A 14936-nucleotide genomic window follows, 5' to 3' on the forward strand; every position below is an offset into this window, starting at 1 on the left:
AAAACAATTCCTTATTGTTCTTTCACTTTCCGCCAATAGTACACAAGTGTTTCCATCCCTTTATCAAAACTATCGAGCGGGAAGCTTTCATTTGGTGAATGGAGACGGTCCTCTGGTGTCCCGAAACCAAGTAAAACAATTGGCATACCATAGATTGCGTCAATCCATTCTACAACTGGAATAGAGCCGCCCATGCGAACGTATACAGTTTCTTTTCCAAATGCTTCTGTATAACTTTCAGCAGCTTTCTGAATGAGCGGGTGATCTGGCGCTACCTTATATGCTTTCGATGAAAGTTTTTCCTTCTTCACTTCCACCGTTACCCCACTTGGTGCATGTTTATATACATGGTCCTCAAGTAATTGCTGAATCTTCTCCGGATCCTGACCTGGAACAAGTCGACATGTGATTTTCGCGGTAGCATCCGTTGGAATAATCGTTTTCGTTCCTTCTCCCTGATAACCACCATACATCCCATTCACTTCAAATGTCGGGCGTCCCATCGTATGCTCCTCAGGTGTATAACCTTTTTCAGAAACCGTTTTAGGAATTCCAGTTGACTCTACAAAGTCTTCACTAGGTGCTTTTTTAATTAGTTCCCGTTCTTCTTGTGTCAATGGTTCGACGTCATCGTAAAAACCATCTACTGTAATTACTTCGTCTTCATTCTTCATTGATGCCAGTATATGACTAAGAGCCATGATCGGGTTCCGAACCGCTCCCCCGTACATCCCAGAATGCAAGTCATGATCTGGTCCAGTCACTGTTATTTCAATCCCAGTAAAGCCTTTCAGACCGTAAAGAATTGTTGGCTGATTTTTCGCAATCATTCCGGAATCTGAAATTACAGCAAAATCAGCTTGGAATTTCGCTTTTTGTTCCTGTAGGATCTCATAAAGATTCTCACTGCCAATTTCCTCTTCGCCTTCGATACATACTTTAATGTTTACCGGTAGCACTCCTTCTGTTTTCAAATAAGCTTCGAAAACAGCAAGATGCATGAAAACTTGTCCTTTATCATCACTTGAGCCACGGGCATAAAGCCTACCGTCACGAACTTCCGGCTGAAATGGGTCACTTTTCCACTGTTCAATCGGATCAACCGGTTGAACATCATAATGTCCGTAAAAAAGAACAGTCGGTGCATCGGACCCTGCTCCGTTATACTCACCATAGACTAGTGGGTGACCGGAAGTTTTCTGTTTTATAACCTGTTCAAAGTTTAGTTCCTCCAAGTAATCGACTAAGAAGTCTGCCGCTTTTTCCACATCTTGTTTATATGTAGAGTCTGTGCTTACACTTGGAATCGATAAAAAATCGTTCAATTTCTTAAGTAAGGCTTCCCTGTTTTCTTTTAAGTATTGAATTACCTTTTCGCTCATTTCATTTTCCTCCTTTAAAGGGTGGCAGGTGTGAGCATTTGGGCAAATGCTCACACCGTGATCTTGATTTAAAATACTTCATGCCATTCATTTCTTTTTTCCAGCATTTTTTCTGCGATTTCTTTTGCGCCTTCTAGGCTGTGGCTTGCTGCCCAGCCGCATTGGACTTCGTTACATGCTGGTACTTCGTCAGCTTTCAAGACGTCTTTCAATGTTTTTTCCATGACATCCATAACTTTTTCATCTGTCGTGTTATTAATAATTGATAAGTAAAAACCTGTTTGGCATCCCATTGGACTTAAATCAAGCACGTTTGGCTCATGGTTTCTTATATGTTCAGCCATGAGATGTTCTAGGGAATGGAGCCCGGGCATATCCATATGTTCCTTATTTGGTTGTTTAAACCGGATATCATATTTATAAACTTTATCGCCTTTTTCCCCTTTTGTTACGCCTGCGAGTCGGATATATGGTGCCTTTACCTGCGTATGATCGAGATTAAAGCTTTCTACATTCATTTTCTTTACCATTCATATCTCTCCCTCTGCAATCTTGTATCTTAAATCATACACTAAAAACGCAGTATCTAAAAGCAATTCAATAGTAATTCACATAACCTTCGAATTACTTACATACAGCGTAAGTGTCTAGCTCTTTCAGTTTTTTGGCGTTCTAATTACCGTTCAGTTGCCCGGCGGACGGCTGCTTTCCACGGGCACGGCCTCAGCCTCCTCGGAAGAAAACCGCTTCCTGCGGGGTCTTCGGACTCGTGCTTTTCCCGTAGGAGTCACCGTCCGCCGGGCAACTGAACTGGTAAAGAGCGTTATTATTAATGGAAACTAACCCACCACTATGATAAACGATCTAATTTCTAAAAATGAAAAATAGTGTTCCAAATCAGGCTTTCCCTCGGAGCAGTCCAGACACCTCGAGACTCCTGCAGGAGGAAAGGCATAGGCGAGACCCCGCAGGGCGGTAGCCCGAGGAGGCTCACCAGCCGCCTGCGGAAAGCGAGAGGTGTCTGGACTGCGGACCCCGAGACGATAGCTGCACTTACGCTGTATGTAATCAAAAAAAGCATGCTAATTCAATGATCAGCATGCTTCTTGTTTATTTTATCGTCCGGCATTTTCAGGGAAGAGCCTGTCTAACATTGTGCCGATTTGATCAAAGAACCCGCCGATAGGGCGTCCTTGGTTCAAATCATCAGCATAGTTCGTAGTTAAATCAAGAAAATCGGGATTCGTTGAAACATAAACATTATCTATATCTTCGTCAACAGAACGGACGATATCACCAATTTTATCTTTAATTTCATCTGATAATTCATCATTATCATATCCGTTATTCTGGTTACGATTCTCCGTACGGTTTTCACGATCAATATCCAAATCTGCCGCAACATAAGCATTATTCCTCATCGTAAGGACATAAGCATTGTCAATCTCATCAATTTCATTCGTAATTTTATCTGCAGCTTCTTCAGCTATTTCATACCGGGATTCACCATCGTTTCCATCATTCCTGCGGTTATCATCTCCAATCCCGTTATCATCCCTACCCCAGTTATAGTTATCGTCTGTAACTCGGTTTTCATCATTTCTAGCCAAGTTATCGTCTCTACCCCGGTTATCCCTGTTCTGATTCCTATCCGCATTGCGCTCCATCACATAGTCCCTATCATCATTAGCGATTCCGTCACCAGTATTTCGATACGTTGTTGGATTAACGTTTGGATTATTTGTTCCTCGCTCTGCATTATTTCCGCCTTGACATGCTATTAGAGCTAGGACGAGCACAGCAAATATACTTAACAATTTCCACTTCATTCGTAAATTACCTCCTTAACTATTTGCCCTTAGTATGTTTCGTACGAATGAGTTTATTCTGGATTTCGGTCATCCTTTTTTTGGTACGGAGACCATATTTGTAGGTGGGAGGTAAGAGTGGAACTGGGAACAATACAACTAACTGCTAAAGAGTTAGGAGGAGAGAGATGATTCCTGATTATGATAAAGCATTGTATTATACACTTTGGGGACAATGGGATGAATTGTTAGTTTTGATGGTTCGTACAAATGACGACTTTTTATCAAAGAAAATTGAACATTTTTTAAATGCTTACCACTACTCTTTGGATGAGGATAAAATTATGCATTCACATGATCAATTGCTGTATTATCTCGATCATGCGATGCGCAATAATGAGGATGCTACGATTTATTTAGAGGTATAAAAATACAATTAGTCCAAATACTTGCTTTAGAGTGTTTGGACTTTTTTAATATTCCTTATTTAATTTCTTTATTTGGAAAGGTTCTTCAGGGATTGTATCTGTAAAGTAGAACGAATGGATCTTATCCATTTTTTCTTCATCGATTTTAATTGTTTCCAGCAGTTCTTCCTCATCAGACTGAATAAGTGTCGCGAATTCCTCATTCATTGATATGTCGTTTTCCATGGCACGCTCTCTTACTTCACCTGGTACACGGAAAGCGGTGTATTGCCAATCGGTATTTTCTGTTTGGAAATATTCTTTAATATTATTTGTTATTTCCATTTTTTCATCCGTTGTATAGCTAACCCCAATAAGAACTTCTTTTCTTTCAAACGTATCACAGCTGCCAAGTATTTCAGATAGTACTTCTTGGAAATTTCTATGTTCCAATCCATTCAACTGTGAGACAAGACCTTCTGCATCTTGGTTAAGTGCAGTGATGTCAAGAACACTTAGATTCTCATCAACCTTCAGCTCGATACTCGGATTAATATCAATATTTACGTAAGCGTATGTATGATCTTCATTAACAAAATACAGCATAGAGAACAAACTCAGAATTAAGATAAGGCATAAAGAAATAAGCTTTACGTTCCAGCGTTTCCTTTTCCGGGAACGGACCTTTGATATATACCTGTTAAAATAAACTTCTTCGCCAACCGAAGTTTTTTCGTCATAAGGGACAGCTTTTTCAAAGGATCCGTCAGCAGTAAGGACAATGACAAAATTCCGATGTTTCTCCATGATGATTCCTTTCCTCACTGCTACCCCTCCTTTATGTACTCCTTTAGATATAAAAAGTTTTCATCAAAGATTATAAACATCGCTAAGATATACTTTCTGTTTCTTTCGAGTGTTTTCTTACTAACAGGTACACGACTTTCCATTTTTTTAATTGGTAGTTTCTTTTTGGTTTTTACATATTCCCTAAGTTCTTCATCTTTTATAAGCATACGCGCAATTTGTACAGATGTTTCTCTCGTATTTCGGTGTTTCGGAGCAATTTCCGTCAATTCAAGGAGAGATAGATTATATTCCTCCAGCTTTTGATGATATTCCAGCGTCTCTTCCCGGCGATTAAGGGCTAACTGCTCATCCTGATATTGTTCAATGACAGCCGAAATCTCAGCAGGATTCTCCATCGTTTCCTCATCATACGTTTGATCGAATGACACGATATGCTGTCGCCTTGCATTATACCGGATATAATCAATAACCTTCCTTGAAACAATTAATTTAGCAAAAGAAAGAAACGACGAACCTTTCGCCGGTGAATATAAAAATATCGCTTCATTAAATGCTGACAACCCAATACTGAATTCATCGTCCCGTAATGGATCAATATACCGTTTGCACACTTGGGATACAATCTTCACCATGAACGGTTGATAGGACTTCAAGAGGTAGTCATGCATTTCTTTATCTCCCTGTTGCACTTGCATTACGATGTCTTCCAGGGGTACCTGATCTGTCTGGTTAGATAATTCCATTGCCAGCACCCCCTGCTACTACTATATATTTCGTTTCTCTGATTACTTTTTTGGGTGTAGTATCTATTTGTTTTAATTCTAGGTAGTTTTTATTCAAAATTATCTTTTTCATGTTTCTCCCACCAGTTTTTTTCTCTTTTTGGAACAATTTTATGACTTATGTATTACTTATCTTACCGTTTTTCTATCTCAAACGGTTTACAGCCCGATTAAAAATGTATTACTTATTCAAATGAGCCAGTTCCCTTGCTGGATAAGAACGAAACATAAGGGCTTTATTCCCGGGAATGGTGGTATTTCGGAGTTGTCCTGTACGGGGAGTTCTTAATAGAACATCTTCTTTACCAGTAGGATATCAAGGTATAAAGCCCTTTTAGGTTTAGGTTCCTGTACTTCTTTTTATTGGAGTGATTTCAATATATCTTCATGACTTGGGTAATTCGTCTTGTCTGCGAATTGCTCAACCGTTTCATCAAGATAGACATCACCTTCATACCAATCAACTGAAGTAATCCGATCAATTGCGTAAGGGTAATAATCTTTAACCATTACATTACTACTTGTTATAATAATATACTTCACATTCCAATCATATCATATATAAAATTAGCGACTTTACCAAGTTTCCCATTTTTCCCATGGACACGGGCCTGCATGATTTCTTCATAGCTGCGCAGATTATTATCCCGATGCTGCCTTATTAATTCTTCCTCGTCCGCATCGTACACCGGGTTTGCGATTCGCTCATACCATTCTTCTTCGTTACTTCCTACTCTTCCAAGTGGCCGCTTTTCACCACTCAGAATTACATCATCTGGCCAGTAACGGGTCCAGCCAAAATAGTTGAAGAGCTGATTTTCTTTATCCCTCGTTAAATCCGTTCCTTCTGGGACAGGAGGACTGTTTTTAATCGTATTTTTGTCATATTCTACTTCCATTGCTTCCTTCTCTGTATTTACACCGATAAAAATGTCCGGTGGAAGCAGGACTTTCCGTTCAGGCAGCCATTTTCTTGTATCGACAATAGCGTAGCGGATCTTCCAATCGTTGTCATCAATATATATGTCTTTAATTTTTCCCATTTCTCCGTCTGTTGCGTCGATGTTATAAGTCAACAATAGAGATGTCAAATGATACATACATTTCGCCTCCATTAGGGTTTTTCTTCTAATTGTTTCTTACCCGATAAGGCTATGGTTAAACTAATTGACATGATCGTAATAATAGTCGATTGGAATGAATAGACCCACTCTGCCGTGGATATCGTGATTCAATGTTGCAAAGATGACGCCAATCACCTCTCCATTTTCCGTAATAATTGGACTCCCGCTATTCCCCCGGTAAACCGGGGCCTCGATCATTAAAACCGGTTGCTCCCAACTTGATAGCTCTGTAAACCCGATAATCGTTCCTTCATTGGCAATCCCATTAAAGCGGAGCGGGTTACCAATGAAATTAATTTTTTCATTTTCTGAAAAAGTTGTCGCTTCAGCAAGAGTTAGGTGAGGGAGTTCCTCTCCGTCCACTTCCACAACCGCCAAGTCGACATCAGGATAACTTGCAACAACTTCCCCCCGATGAAGCCCATGCTCAGGGAATGCTACTGTAACGAACGTCTCCCCTTCAATGACATGATGGTTGGTGATAATTGTTCCTTTATCATTAATGGAAAAACCAGTACCCTTCCCGTCTGTCGTTTCAATTACAACGACTGCTTTCTTATATTCCTGAATATCCGTTTGCTGGGATAATTTCATTGATGTCTGTAAGAAATCAATTGCCGGAATTGAAAATGTTTGAGGAAGTAACGCAATCACATTAAACAGCATTGCTAAAGCGATTACCCAGAAGACCCACTTTGGAAAAATACTTTTTGCCGGGGCTTCTCTCCGCTCCTTTGCACGCTGCAGTGCCTTTTCTCGCTCCTCTTCCACAAGTTCTAATAATTCTTCTTCATCTATTTCTTCATAAAGATCCGTATCAATAATATTATCAATTTCTTTTTCTTCCCGATCCTTCTTTTCCATCATGCACCCCGCCTATGACACACTCGCTCGTGTTCTGCCTTGCTGCATTTGATACATTTGATAGTATAAACCTTTCGCTTCAATAAGTTTATCATGGTTCCCCTGCTCTTTAACAGCCCCATGGTCAAGGACGAAGATCATATCTGCCTCTTGAATCGTTGATAAACGGTGGGCGATGACAAGCGTTGTCCGGTCCTTTTGCAGAACTTCCAATGCACGCTGAATGATGCTTTCCGTTTCTGTATCCATATTTGCAGTTGCCTCATCTAATATTAAAATCGCTGGATCAAATGCGAGGGCACGGGCAAAGGAAATAAGCTGTCTTTCACCTAAAGAAAAAGTACTGCCATCTTCCGTTACGATTTCATCATATTTTGCTGGCAGTCTTTCAATAAAACTTGCAGCTCCAACTGCTTCCAGTGCTTGGATTGCCTTCTCTCGTGAAATACGGGGATCATTCATTGTCACATTCGTCAGGATTGTTCCCGTAAATAAAAAGGGATCCTGAAGCACAATTCCCATATGACTTCTTACTTGCTGTCTTGACCATTCGATTATCGAATAACCATCAATTGTTATTTCACCTTGGTTCGTATCATAGAAACGGAACAACAAGTTCATAATCGTACTTTTCCCCGAACCTGTATGACCGACGAAGGCCGCTGTCTCGCCAGGCTTTACTTCAAAAGAGATATCTTTTAACACATCATCGACACCGTTATATGAAAAGGTTACCTTATCGAAAACGACATGTCCCCGGTACCGTTGGATACTTTCTGTATTAAGCATTTCTCCCTCATGGTCCATCAGTTCAAATACTCGGTGACCTGCTACCCGCGCTTGCTCTATCAATGGGAGCTGATTCACAATATCTGTCACCGGCTCAAAAAGCCTAGTTATATAATCAACGAAAGCATACAGCATTCCAATCGATAGGACACTTGTTGCATGGAGAGAACCGGAACCGAAATACCAAATAAACCCAACAAAGGTGAGATTACGGAAAACCGTCACTAAGTTATAGGAGGTGAGTGCACTTAATCGGACTAATTTCTTCTGGTACGTATAATGTCTTTCATTTAACTGTTCAAATTCTTCCTGCGTTTGTTTCTCCTGATTAAATGCTTGAATAATCGTCATTCCTTGAATCGCTTCATTAATCTTTCCATTTATATCACTGATCGTCTTGCGAATGACTTTATTATATTTCGTGCCAAAGTATTGATACCCTTTCATCCATAAATAAATGAGCGGAATAACGAGAAGACACATCGCTGCTAGCTTCGCATCAAGAATGAATAAGGCAATAAAAATCCCTGCCATATAAACGAGGCTGGAAACAACGATGGATAATACCCGTTCATATAAATCACGGATTGCCTCTGTATCATTTGTTATTCGTGCAACAATCGTTCCTGCTGGTCGATCGACAAAGTAATTGATCGGAAGCCGTTGTATATGACTAAATAAGTCCATACGCATTTTTTTAATAATTTGATTGGAAGCTTGTTGCAACAAGTAAGTTTCAAAGAATTGAAAGACACCTGCTAAAAGTAACAGCACCATATAAAGAGCGAGTAAGAGAATGATTGGACGTTGCTCCGGATAAAAGAAGGCGTATGATTCACTAAAGTTCAGTCGCGTTGCCTCATATTCTGCCGTTTCCTCACCGAGTTCAATTGCAATTACTCCATCATTTGTAATATCTCTTGTTCCCTGTAGCGGCACTTCGTTTTCAATAAGATAATAGGAAATACCGATTTGCATTACCGTAAGTGGTTCCCCAACAATATTATCGTCCGTGTCCAGGCGGTCGACCCGTTTATATAACTTATCATTATACCTAATTGTATAGCGGTCTTTCTCCTCTGTTACCTCCTGCCAGTATCCTTCCACCCCTAGAATATGATCGTCGATTACAGTTTTTGCAATCAACGGACCGGCAAGTTCCAACGTAACAGCAATTGCAAGACAGATTAAGCCAATCAAGATACCTTTTTTATAATGCAATGCATAGCGGAAGAGACGCCTTTCTGTTGAAGGCTTTTTCATCGTACTCACACCTCCGTTCCTTCCAGTTGTTGCTGTTCGTACTGGTGCTTATACCAGCCATTATTTTTCATCAATTCTTCATGATTCCCCTCTTCAACAATTCGGCCTTGTTCAAGAACGATTATATGATCAGCATGTGTAACAGCCGACAGACGGTGCGCAGCAATGAACGTTGTTTTATTTTTTCTTTCGTTCCGTAAATTTTTAATAATCATCGCTTCCGTCTTGCCGTCAACTGCAGATAAGGAATCGTCAAGGATTAATATTTCCGGTTCTTTAATAAAGGCTCTAGCAAGTGCAACCCGTTGCTTCTGGCCACCGGAAAGCGTAATTCCACTTTCTCCGACTTCTGTATCAAGTCCATTCGGAAGCTGCTTCAAATCATTCAAGAAATAGGCAAGATCTAAAGCTCGATAAATTTCCTCGTCGGTTGCTGCTGATTTACCAAACTGAATATTTTCCCGGATTGTTTTTGAAAACATCATTTGATCTTGTGGAACATAACCAATCCAACTGCGAAGATTGGCTAAGTTCAATTTATCAATCTGGATCCCAGATAAGGTAATTTCACCTTTCATACCAGGGTACTGGCGAAGCATAAGTTTGAAAAAGGTTGTCTTCCCTGCACCAGTCTTACCAACTACACCAATTGTTGCACCTTTAGGTACGTGTAAATTAATATCTTGCAGTTGATTATAATTCGTATCCGGATAAGAAAAGCTGACCTGTTCAAAATCAAGCCGAGAAATACTACTTAGCTCCTGAGCCGCTTCCGGGTTCGTTACATCCGCTTTATAATTCAATGTAGCATCTACTCGGTCGAGAGAAGCATTTCCTCGCTGCAAAATATTAATCAGCTCGCCTACCGCAAACATTGGCCAAATAAGCATTCCAAGATATACGTTAAAAGTCACTAGATCGCCTAATGTCAACTGATTTTCAAAAACGAGAAATGCACCATAACCTAACCCGATCGTATAAGATAGACCGACTAAAATTTTCATCGTTGGTTCGAATAATGCGTCGATTTTTGTCACTGCCATATTTTTGAGATAGACATCTTCTGTCATTCTGCCGAACCTTTGCAGCTCTTGTTCCTCTTGAACAAATGCCCGGATGACCCGCACTCCACGAACCGATTCAAGCACGTCATTATTCATCTCGCCAAAAGCTGCTTGGGCTTTCATAAACCGCGCATGAATTGCAGCACCATATTTATTCATGATAAATGCCATCACAGGTAATGGTAATAACGCTGCCAATGTCAGCTTCCAACTGATTGTAAATCCCATCATTGCAATAATCATCAACATGAAAATACTCGAATCAACTAATGTCAACACACCGAATCCTGCCGTTTGACTGATTGCTTTCAGGTCATTTGTCGCCCGGGCCATCAAGTCACCTGTCCGATACTTCCCAAAGAATGTCGGCGTCATTTTTAGAAAGTGTGTCATCAATTTCGTCCGCATCCACTTTTCGAGAATCACTGCCCCACCAAACAATGTGTAGTCCCATAAGAAGGAAATCGTATAATGGGCAGTTAACAAAACGATAAGGATAAGTATAATCGACTGGAGCAACTCCAGTGTCAATGTATTGAATTGAATCTGATCAATGGTAAATCCAATTACTTTCGGAGGGATTAATCCGATTGCACTTGCCGTACATAAAGCAATAATTGCAAAGCTATATCGCTTCCAATAATGTTTAAAGAACCAATTCAGTTTTTTAAAGACACCAAACATCCCTTCACCTTCTCCAATTTTAATAAATCTCCTAATTACTTTCATTCAGCGTAAGTATTTTGCGCGTTCTCCAGACTGGCTCTCTAACCGCCGTTCAGTTTCCCGGAGGACGGATGCTTTCCGCGGGCTCCGCGCTGAGCCTCGACGCACAGGACGTGCTAATGCAGACGTTGCCACAGGACGTGGCGTTCTTAGTCTGCCTCGGAAGAAAAGCACTTCCTGCGGGGTCTCATCGTCTCCGCTTTCCTGCAGGAGTCACCGTCCTCCGGGAAACTGAACTGGTAGGGATGATTATTATGAATGGAAACTATCACCCTAAGATCAGCGTTCTATTCCTAAAATGAAAAATAGTGTTCCAAATTCGACTTTCCCCTCGGAGCAGTCCAGACACCTCGAGACTCCTGCGGGAGGAAAGGCATAGGTGAGACCCCGCAGGGCGACAGCCCGAGGAGGCTCACCAGCCGCCTGCGGAAAGCGAGAGGTGTCTGGACTGCGGACCTCCAGGAGAAGGTTGCACACACTTACGCTGAATGAAAGTAAACATAATAAAAAAACACACGTATGGTTGATGATTCGTGTGTGTCGGGGTAACGGAAGTGGAAGAATATTTCTGATTCCGTAATAAGTATAGTATCTTAATTTTTAATAGTCAATCTATTTTTTGTTCTGTTATGATAACACTCTAATGCGGCATAGTTTTAGGCACAAAAAAAGAATATCTCAAACTCCTTGAGTTATTCCAAAATATACGTATATGGGATGTTGATAATTTATTCTCTATTTACCGCGCGTTGCTGTCGTTCTTTCCCAAAGTTAATCATTCGTTCGACTTTTTCAAAACTCACCTCTGTGGCTACAGATATATCCTTTATGGAGACAAAAGGGTTTTTCTTGATGAAATTCCAAACTTGTTCGCTTTCCTTAAGGCATGTCTGGCACAACATAAAAGGACTGTTATCCATAGATTCCTGGCATAATCGGCAATTTCGAACAATTTCTCTCATCATCCTTCACCCCTTATTTAGTTTTTCTAGTTCATCATACCCTATTATTTTAAATAATACAAGCATTATTTTAGAATTTTGCAAAAAATGATACTTCTGTATTACTTAGCTCCCATACTAATTACTCATGAATTTTATGTCTTTTATTAATTTTGTCGAATTTCGGGTGTATATTAAAATGGACAACTGGATAATAAAACTACTATCCCAGTTGCCCATTTTTTATCTTTTCTCTACTTCCTTAATAATTTCAATCACACGGTCGCGGGTCGCTCCTGGTTCAAATTGCTTCATCTTATCATGAATGACGGGTGCTGTTTTTACTAGTTGAAGCAATTCCTCCGTCAGTTTATCCGGAGTTAGTTCTTCTTCTTGAAGTACACGGGCAAATCCTTTTTCTTTAAACGATCTTGCATTGACAATTTGGTCTCCTCTGCTTGCTTCAAGCGATAATGGGACAAGTAACATTGGAATACGGAGTGCTAAGAATTCATATATTGCATTGGACCCCGCACGAGAAAGAACAAAGTCAGTCGCAGCGAAGATATCACGTAATTCTCCATGAACATATTCAAATTGTGCATAGCCACGGGCGTCAATGGTTGAATTGACTTTCCCTTGACCGCAAATATGAATAATTTCAAATTGCTGCAACAATTCCTGTAAATTAGTTCGCACTGCTTCATTAATAATTTCTGAGCCGCCGCTTCCCCCCATGATAAGCAAGACTGGTTTTTCTCCTTTTAATCCAGTAAACTTCAGTCCTTTTTCTCGATTACCAGTAAAGAGTTCTTCTCTAATGACCGCACCAACATATTCCCGTTTTTGTTCCGGAAGAAATTCAAGTGTTTCTTCAAAAGTAGAAAGTACTTTCTTCGCAAATGGTATCGATAATTTGTTGGCAAGACCTGGTGTGTAATCCGACTCATGAATAACAGCCGGAACACCGCGTAGTTTAGCGGCAATTACGACAGGAACAGAGACAAAACCACCTTTCGAAAAAATGACGGACGGTTTTCTTTTGCCGATAATCCCGTAAGCTTGCACCGTTCCTTTTAATACTTTAAACGGATCTTTGAAGTTTTCTATCGACATATAGCGTCTTAACTTCCCCGTTGAGATTGGATGGTACGTTACACCTTCCAATGGTTCAATTAAATCCCGTTCGATTCCTTCATAAGAACCGATATAATCAATCTCCCAACCAGCCTGCTGATATACTGGGATAAGGGCTAAATTCACAATCACATGACCGGCAGTTCCCCCACCGGTGAAAAGAATGCGTTTATCATTCTCCATCTAACGCTCTCCCTCTCTTTATTAGAAAACTTGGTTATCACCAAGCCTTTCGGTGACAACCTTAGTTGCACTTATGCAGTAAAAAGATTTATACTTATCTTTCCGCCATAATGCCATATCCTTCAATTAGTTTATATGAAATAGCAGTAAAAAGGAAGGATAAAGTGAAACTTCATTCAGCGGGAAATTCCTTACCTCCTCACTGAATGTTAATTGAACAGAATCAGGTATTTACGGACTGTATATCCCCCACCTTAACATATTGGTTTTCCCTCTTGTTTAGAGGTAGGGTATCACAGACCGTTAATACGTGGTAAAAGCAAAAGCGAATCTATCAGGGGCTCTCCCTAACAGATTCGCTTTATAAACTTTCGATTAATCTATTAACCTTCAAGCAATAAATCGTATGGATCTTCTAGCATTTGTTTAATACGGACAAGGAACTGTACTGCATCTTTACCATCTACAATACGGTGATCATAAGAAAGTGCCAAGTACATCATCGGACGGACTTCAATCGTATCATCAGGCATAACAACTGCGCGTTTTACAATGTTATGCATACCGAGAATTCCTACTTGCGGTGCGTTCAGAATCGGAGTCGACAACATTGATCCAAAGATACCACCGTTTGTAATGGAGAATGTTCCTCCTTGCAGGTCGGATAAGGATAGTTTGTTTTCCCTTGCCTTTATACCAAGGTTCATGATCTCTCGCTCTACTCCCGCGAAGTCCAAACGATCTGCGTCACGGACAACTGGAACAACGAGTCCTTCTTCTGTTGATACTGCAATCCCGATATCATAGAATTTCTTAATAACTAATTCATTATCTTGAATTTCTGCATTGAGCAATGGGAATTCTTTAAGTGCACCGACAACAGCTTTCGTGAAGAAGGACATGAAGCCAAGTTTTACTCCATTCTTCTCAAGGAATTTATCCTTCCGTTCCGCGCGCAATTTCATAATTGCTGACATGTCGATTTCATTAAATGTTGTAAGCATCGCCGCTTCCTGCTGAACATTTACAAGGTTTTTTGCAATCGTTTGACGACGGCGGGTCATCTTCACGCGCTCAACTGGCTTCGTAAACTCCGTCTTCTCTTGTTTTGGTGCTGCTTCTGCTTGTTTTTGCGCTTTTTCTGCCGCTGCAATTTGTTGTTGTGCTGCCCGCTCCACATCTTCTGGACGAACACGCCCTAACGGATCAACTGGAGCAATTGAACTTAAGTCAATATTTAATTCACGCGCACGTTTTCTTGCTGCTGGTGTTGCAATTACGCCGTTTGTACCTGTTTCTTCTGACTCCACTACTTCTGGTGCTGCCTCTGTTTCTTCTTTAGGAGCAGGCGCTTCTTCTTTCACGGGAGCTTTTTCCTGTTTCTGCTCTGATGTGCTCGTTGCACCTGCTTCTGCATTTTCATCAAGCTTGCCAACAACGTCCCCCACCGTTACATCTTCGCCTTCTGGTGTTAGTATTTCTGTAATAACTCCGGTAAACTCCGAATTAACCTCTACGTTTACTTTATCTGTTTCAAGTTCAATGAGCGGGTCGCCCTTCTCTACCTTTTCCCCCTCTTTAACTAGCCATTCTGCGATTGTACCATCTGTGATTGATTCAGCTAATTCTGGTATCTTGATATCTTGCACCAGTAAC

Annotated in this window: 15 protein-coding genes; 1 reads left to right on the plus strand and 14 read right to left on the minus strand. The window is 40.6% G+C overall.

Annotation, left to right across the window (positions count from 1 at the left end; all coding sequences use genetic code 11):
- Positions 1–11 precede the first annotated feature (11 nt).
- From WKU33_RS14240 to WKU33_RS14250, 3 genes are all read right to left on the minus strand, one after another.
- Positions 12–1382, minus strand: coding sequence for a dipeptidase (locus WKU33_RS14240; RefSeq protein WP_340455257.1), 1371 nt, complete (start codon positions 1380–1382; stop codon positions 12–14).
- Positions 1383–1450: 68 nt separating this feature from the next.
- The gene (locus WKU33_RS14245; protein WP_156854679.1) at positions 1451–1912 is read right to left on the minus strand and encodes an S-ribosylhomocysteine lyase; all 462 of its coding nucleotides are present in this window, start codon (positions 1910–1912) and stop codon (positions 1451–1453) included.
- Between the two features lie 585 nt (positions 1913–2497).
- Entirely contained in the window at positions 2498–3211 is a 714-nt protein-coding gene (locus WKU33_RS14250) for a YhcN/YlaJ family sporulation lipoprotein (RefSeq protein WP_156854680.1), read from the minus strand.
- Positions 3212–3378: 167 nt separating this feature from the next.
- Here WKU33_RS14250 and WKU33_RS14255 point away from each other — a divergent pair, with 167 nt between their 5' ends.
- Positions 3379–3618: a YhdB family protein gene (locus tag WKU33_RS14255; RefSeq protein WP_156854681.1), complete on the plus strand. Its 240-nt coding sequence runs from the start codon at positions 3379–3381 to the stop codon at positions 3616–3618.
- Between the two features lie 45 nt (positions 3619–3663).
- Here WKU33_RS14255 and WKU33_RS14260 read toward each other — a convergent pair whose 3' ends face one another.
- The 11 genes from WKU33_RS14260 to odhB all read right to left on the minus strand — a co-directional run bounded on the left by WKU33_RS14260 (position 3664) and on the right by odhB (position 14929).
- Entirely contained in the window at positions 3664–4422 is a 759-nt protein-coding gene (locus WKU33_RS14260; RefSeq protein WP_156854682.1) for an anti-sigma factor domain-containing protein, read from the minus strand.
- Between the two features lie 2 nt (positions 4423–4424).
- On the minus strand, positions 4425–5150 hold the full coding sequence (sigI, locus tag WKU33_RS14265) for an RNA polymerase sigma-I factor (RefSeq protein WP_156854683.1): 726 nt from the start codon (positions 5148–5150) through the stop codon (positions 4425–4427).
- Positions 5137–5262 (minus strand): hypothetical protein, encoded by a 126-nt coding sequence (locus WKU33_RS14270; protein WP_255454331.1) that lies wholly within the window; start codon positions 5260–5262, stop codon positions 5137–5139. The genes sigI and WKU33_RS14270 overlap by 14 nt, the downstream gene beginning before the upstream one ends.
- 287 nt (positions 5263–5549) lie before the next feature.
- The gene (locus WKU33_RS14275; protein WP_340455260.1) at positions 5550–5699 is read right to left on the minus strand and encodes a hypothetical protein; all 150 of its coding nucleotides are present in this window, start codon (positions 5697–5699) and stop codon (positions 5550–5552) included.
- Positions 5700–5728: 29 nt separating this feature from the next.
- Positions 5729–6289 (minus strand): PRC-barrel domain-containing protein, encoded by a 561-nt coding sequence (locus WKU33_RS14280; RefSeq protein WP_340455262.1) that lies wholly within the window; start codon positions 6287–6289, stop codon positions 5729–5731.
- A gap of 63 nt (positions 6290–6352) precedes the next feature.
- Complete coding sequence (locus tag WKU33_RS14285) at positions 6353–7177, minus strand: S1C family serine protease (protein WP_340455264.1); 825 nt, start codon at positions 7175–7177, stop codon at positions 6353–6355.
- A gap of 12 nt (positions 7178–7189) precedes the next feature.
- Positions 7190–9229, minus strand: coding sequence for an ABC transporter ATP-binding protein (locus WKU33_RS14290; RefSeq protein ID WP_340455266.1), 2040 nt, complete (start codon positions 9227–9229; stop codon positions 7190–7192).
- Positions 9230–9234: 5 nt separating this feature from the next.
- Complete coding sequence (locus WKU33_RS14295; protein WP_340455282.1) at positions 9235–10977, minus strand: ABC transporter ATP-binding protein; 1743 nt, start codon at positions 10975–10977, stop codon at positions 9235–9237.
- A 770-nt stretch (positions 10978–11747) separates the two neighbouring features.
- Positions 11748–11981 carry a hypothetical protein gene (locus WKU33_RS14300; protein ID WP_340455268.1) on the minus strand — a complete coding sequence of 78 codons (234 nt, stop codon included), beginning with the start codon at positions 11979–11981 and terminating at the stop codon, positions 11748–11750.
- A 222-nt stretch (positions 11982–12203) separates the two neighbouring features.
- Positions 12204–13280 (minus strand): undecaprenyldiphospho-muramoylpentapeptide beta-N-acetylglucosaminyltransferase, encoded by a 1077-nt coding sequence (locus WKU33_RS14305; protein ID WP_340455270.1) that lies wholly within the window; start codon positions 13278–13280, stop codon positions 12204–12206.
- 383 nt (positions 13281–13663) lie between these two features.
- Positions 13664–14929 (minus strand): 2-oxoglutarate dehydrogenase complex dihydrolipoyllysine-residue succinyltransferase, encoded by a 1266-nt coding sequence (gene odhB, locus WKU33_RS14310; protein WP_340455272.1) that lies wholly within the window; start codon positions 14927–14929, stop codon positions 13664–13666.
- Positions 14930–14936: the final 7 nt, after the last annotated feature.

It is taken from the genome of Oceanobacillus sp. HCA-5259 (genome assembly GCF_037892815.1).
Classification (GTDB): domain Bacteria; phylum Bacillota; class Bacilli; order Bacillales; family Amphibacillaceae; genus Oceanobacillus; species Oceanobacillus indicireducens.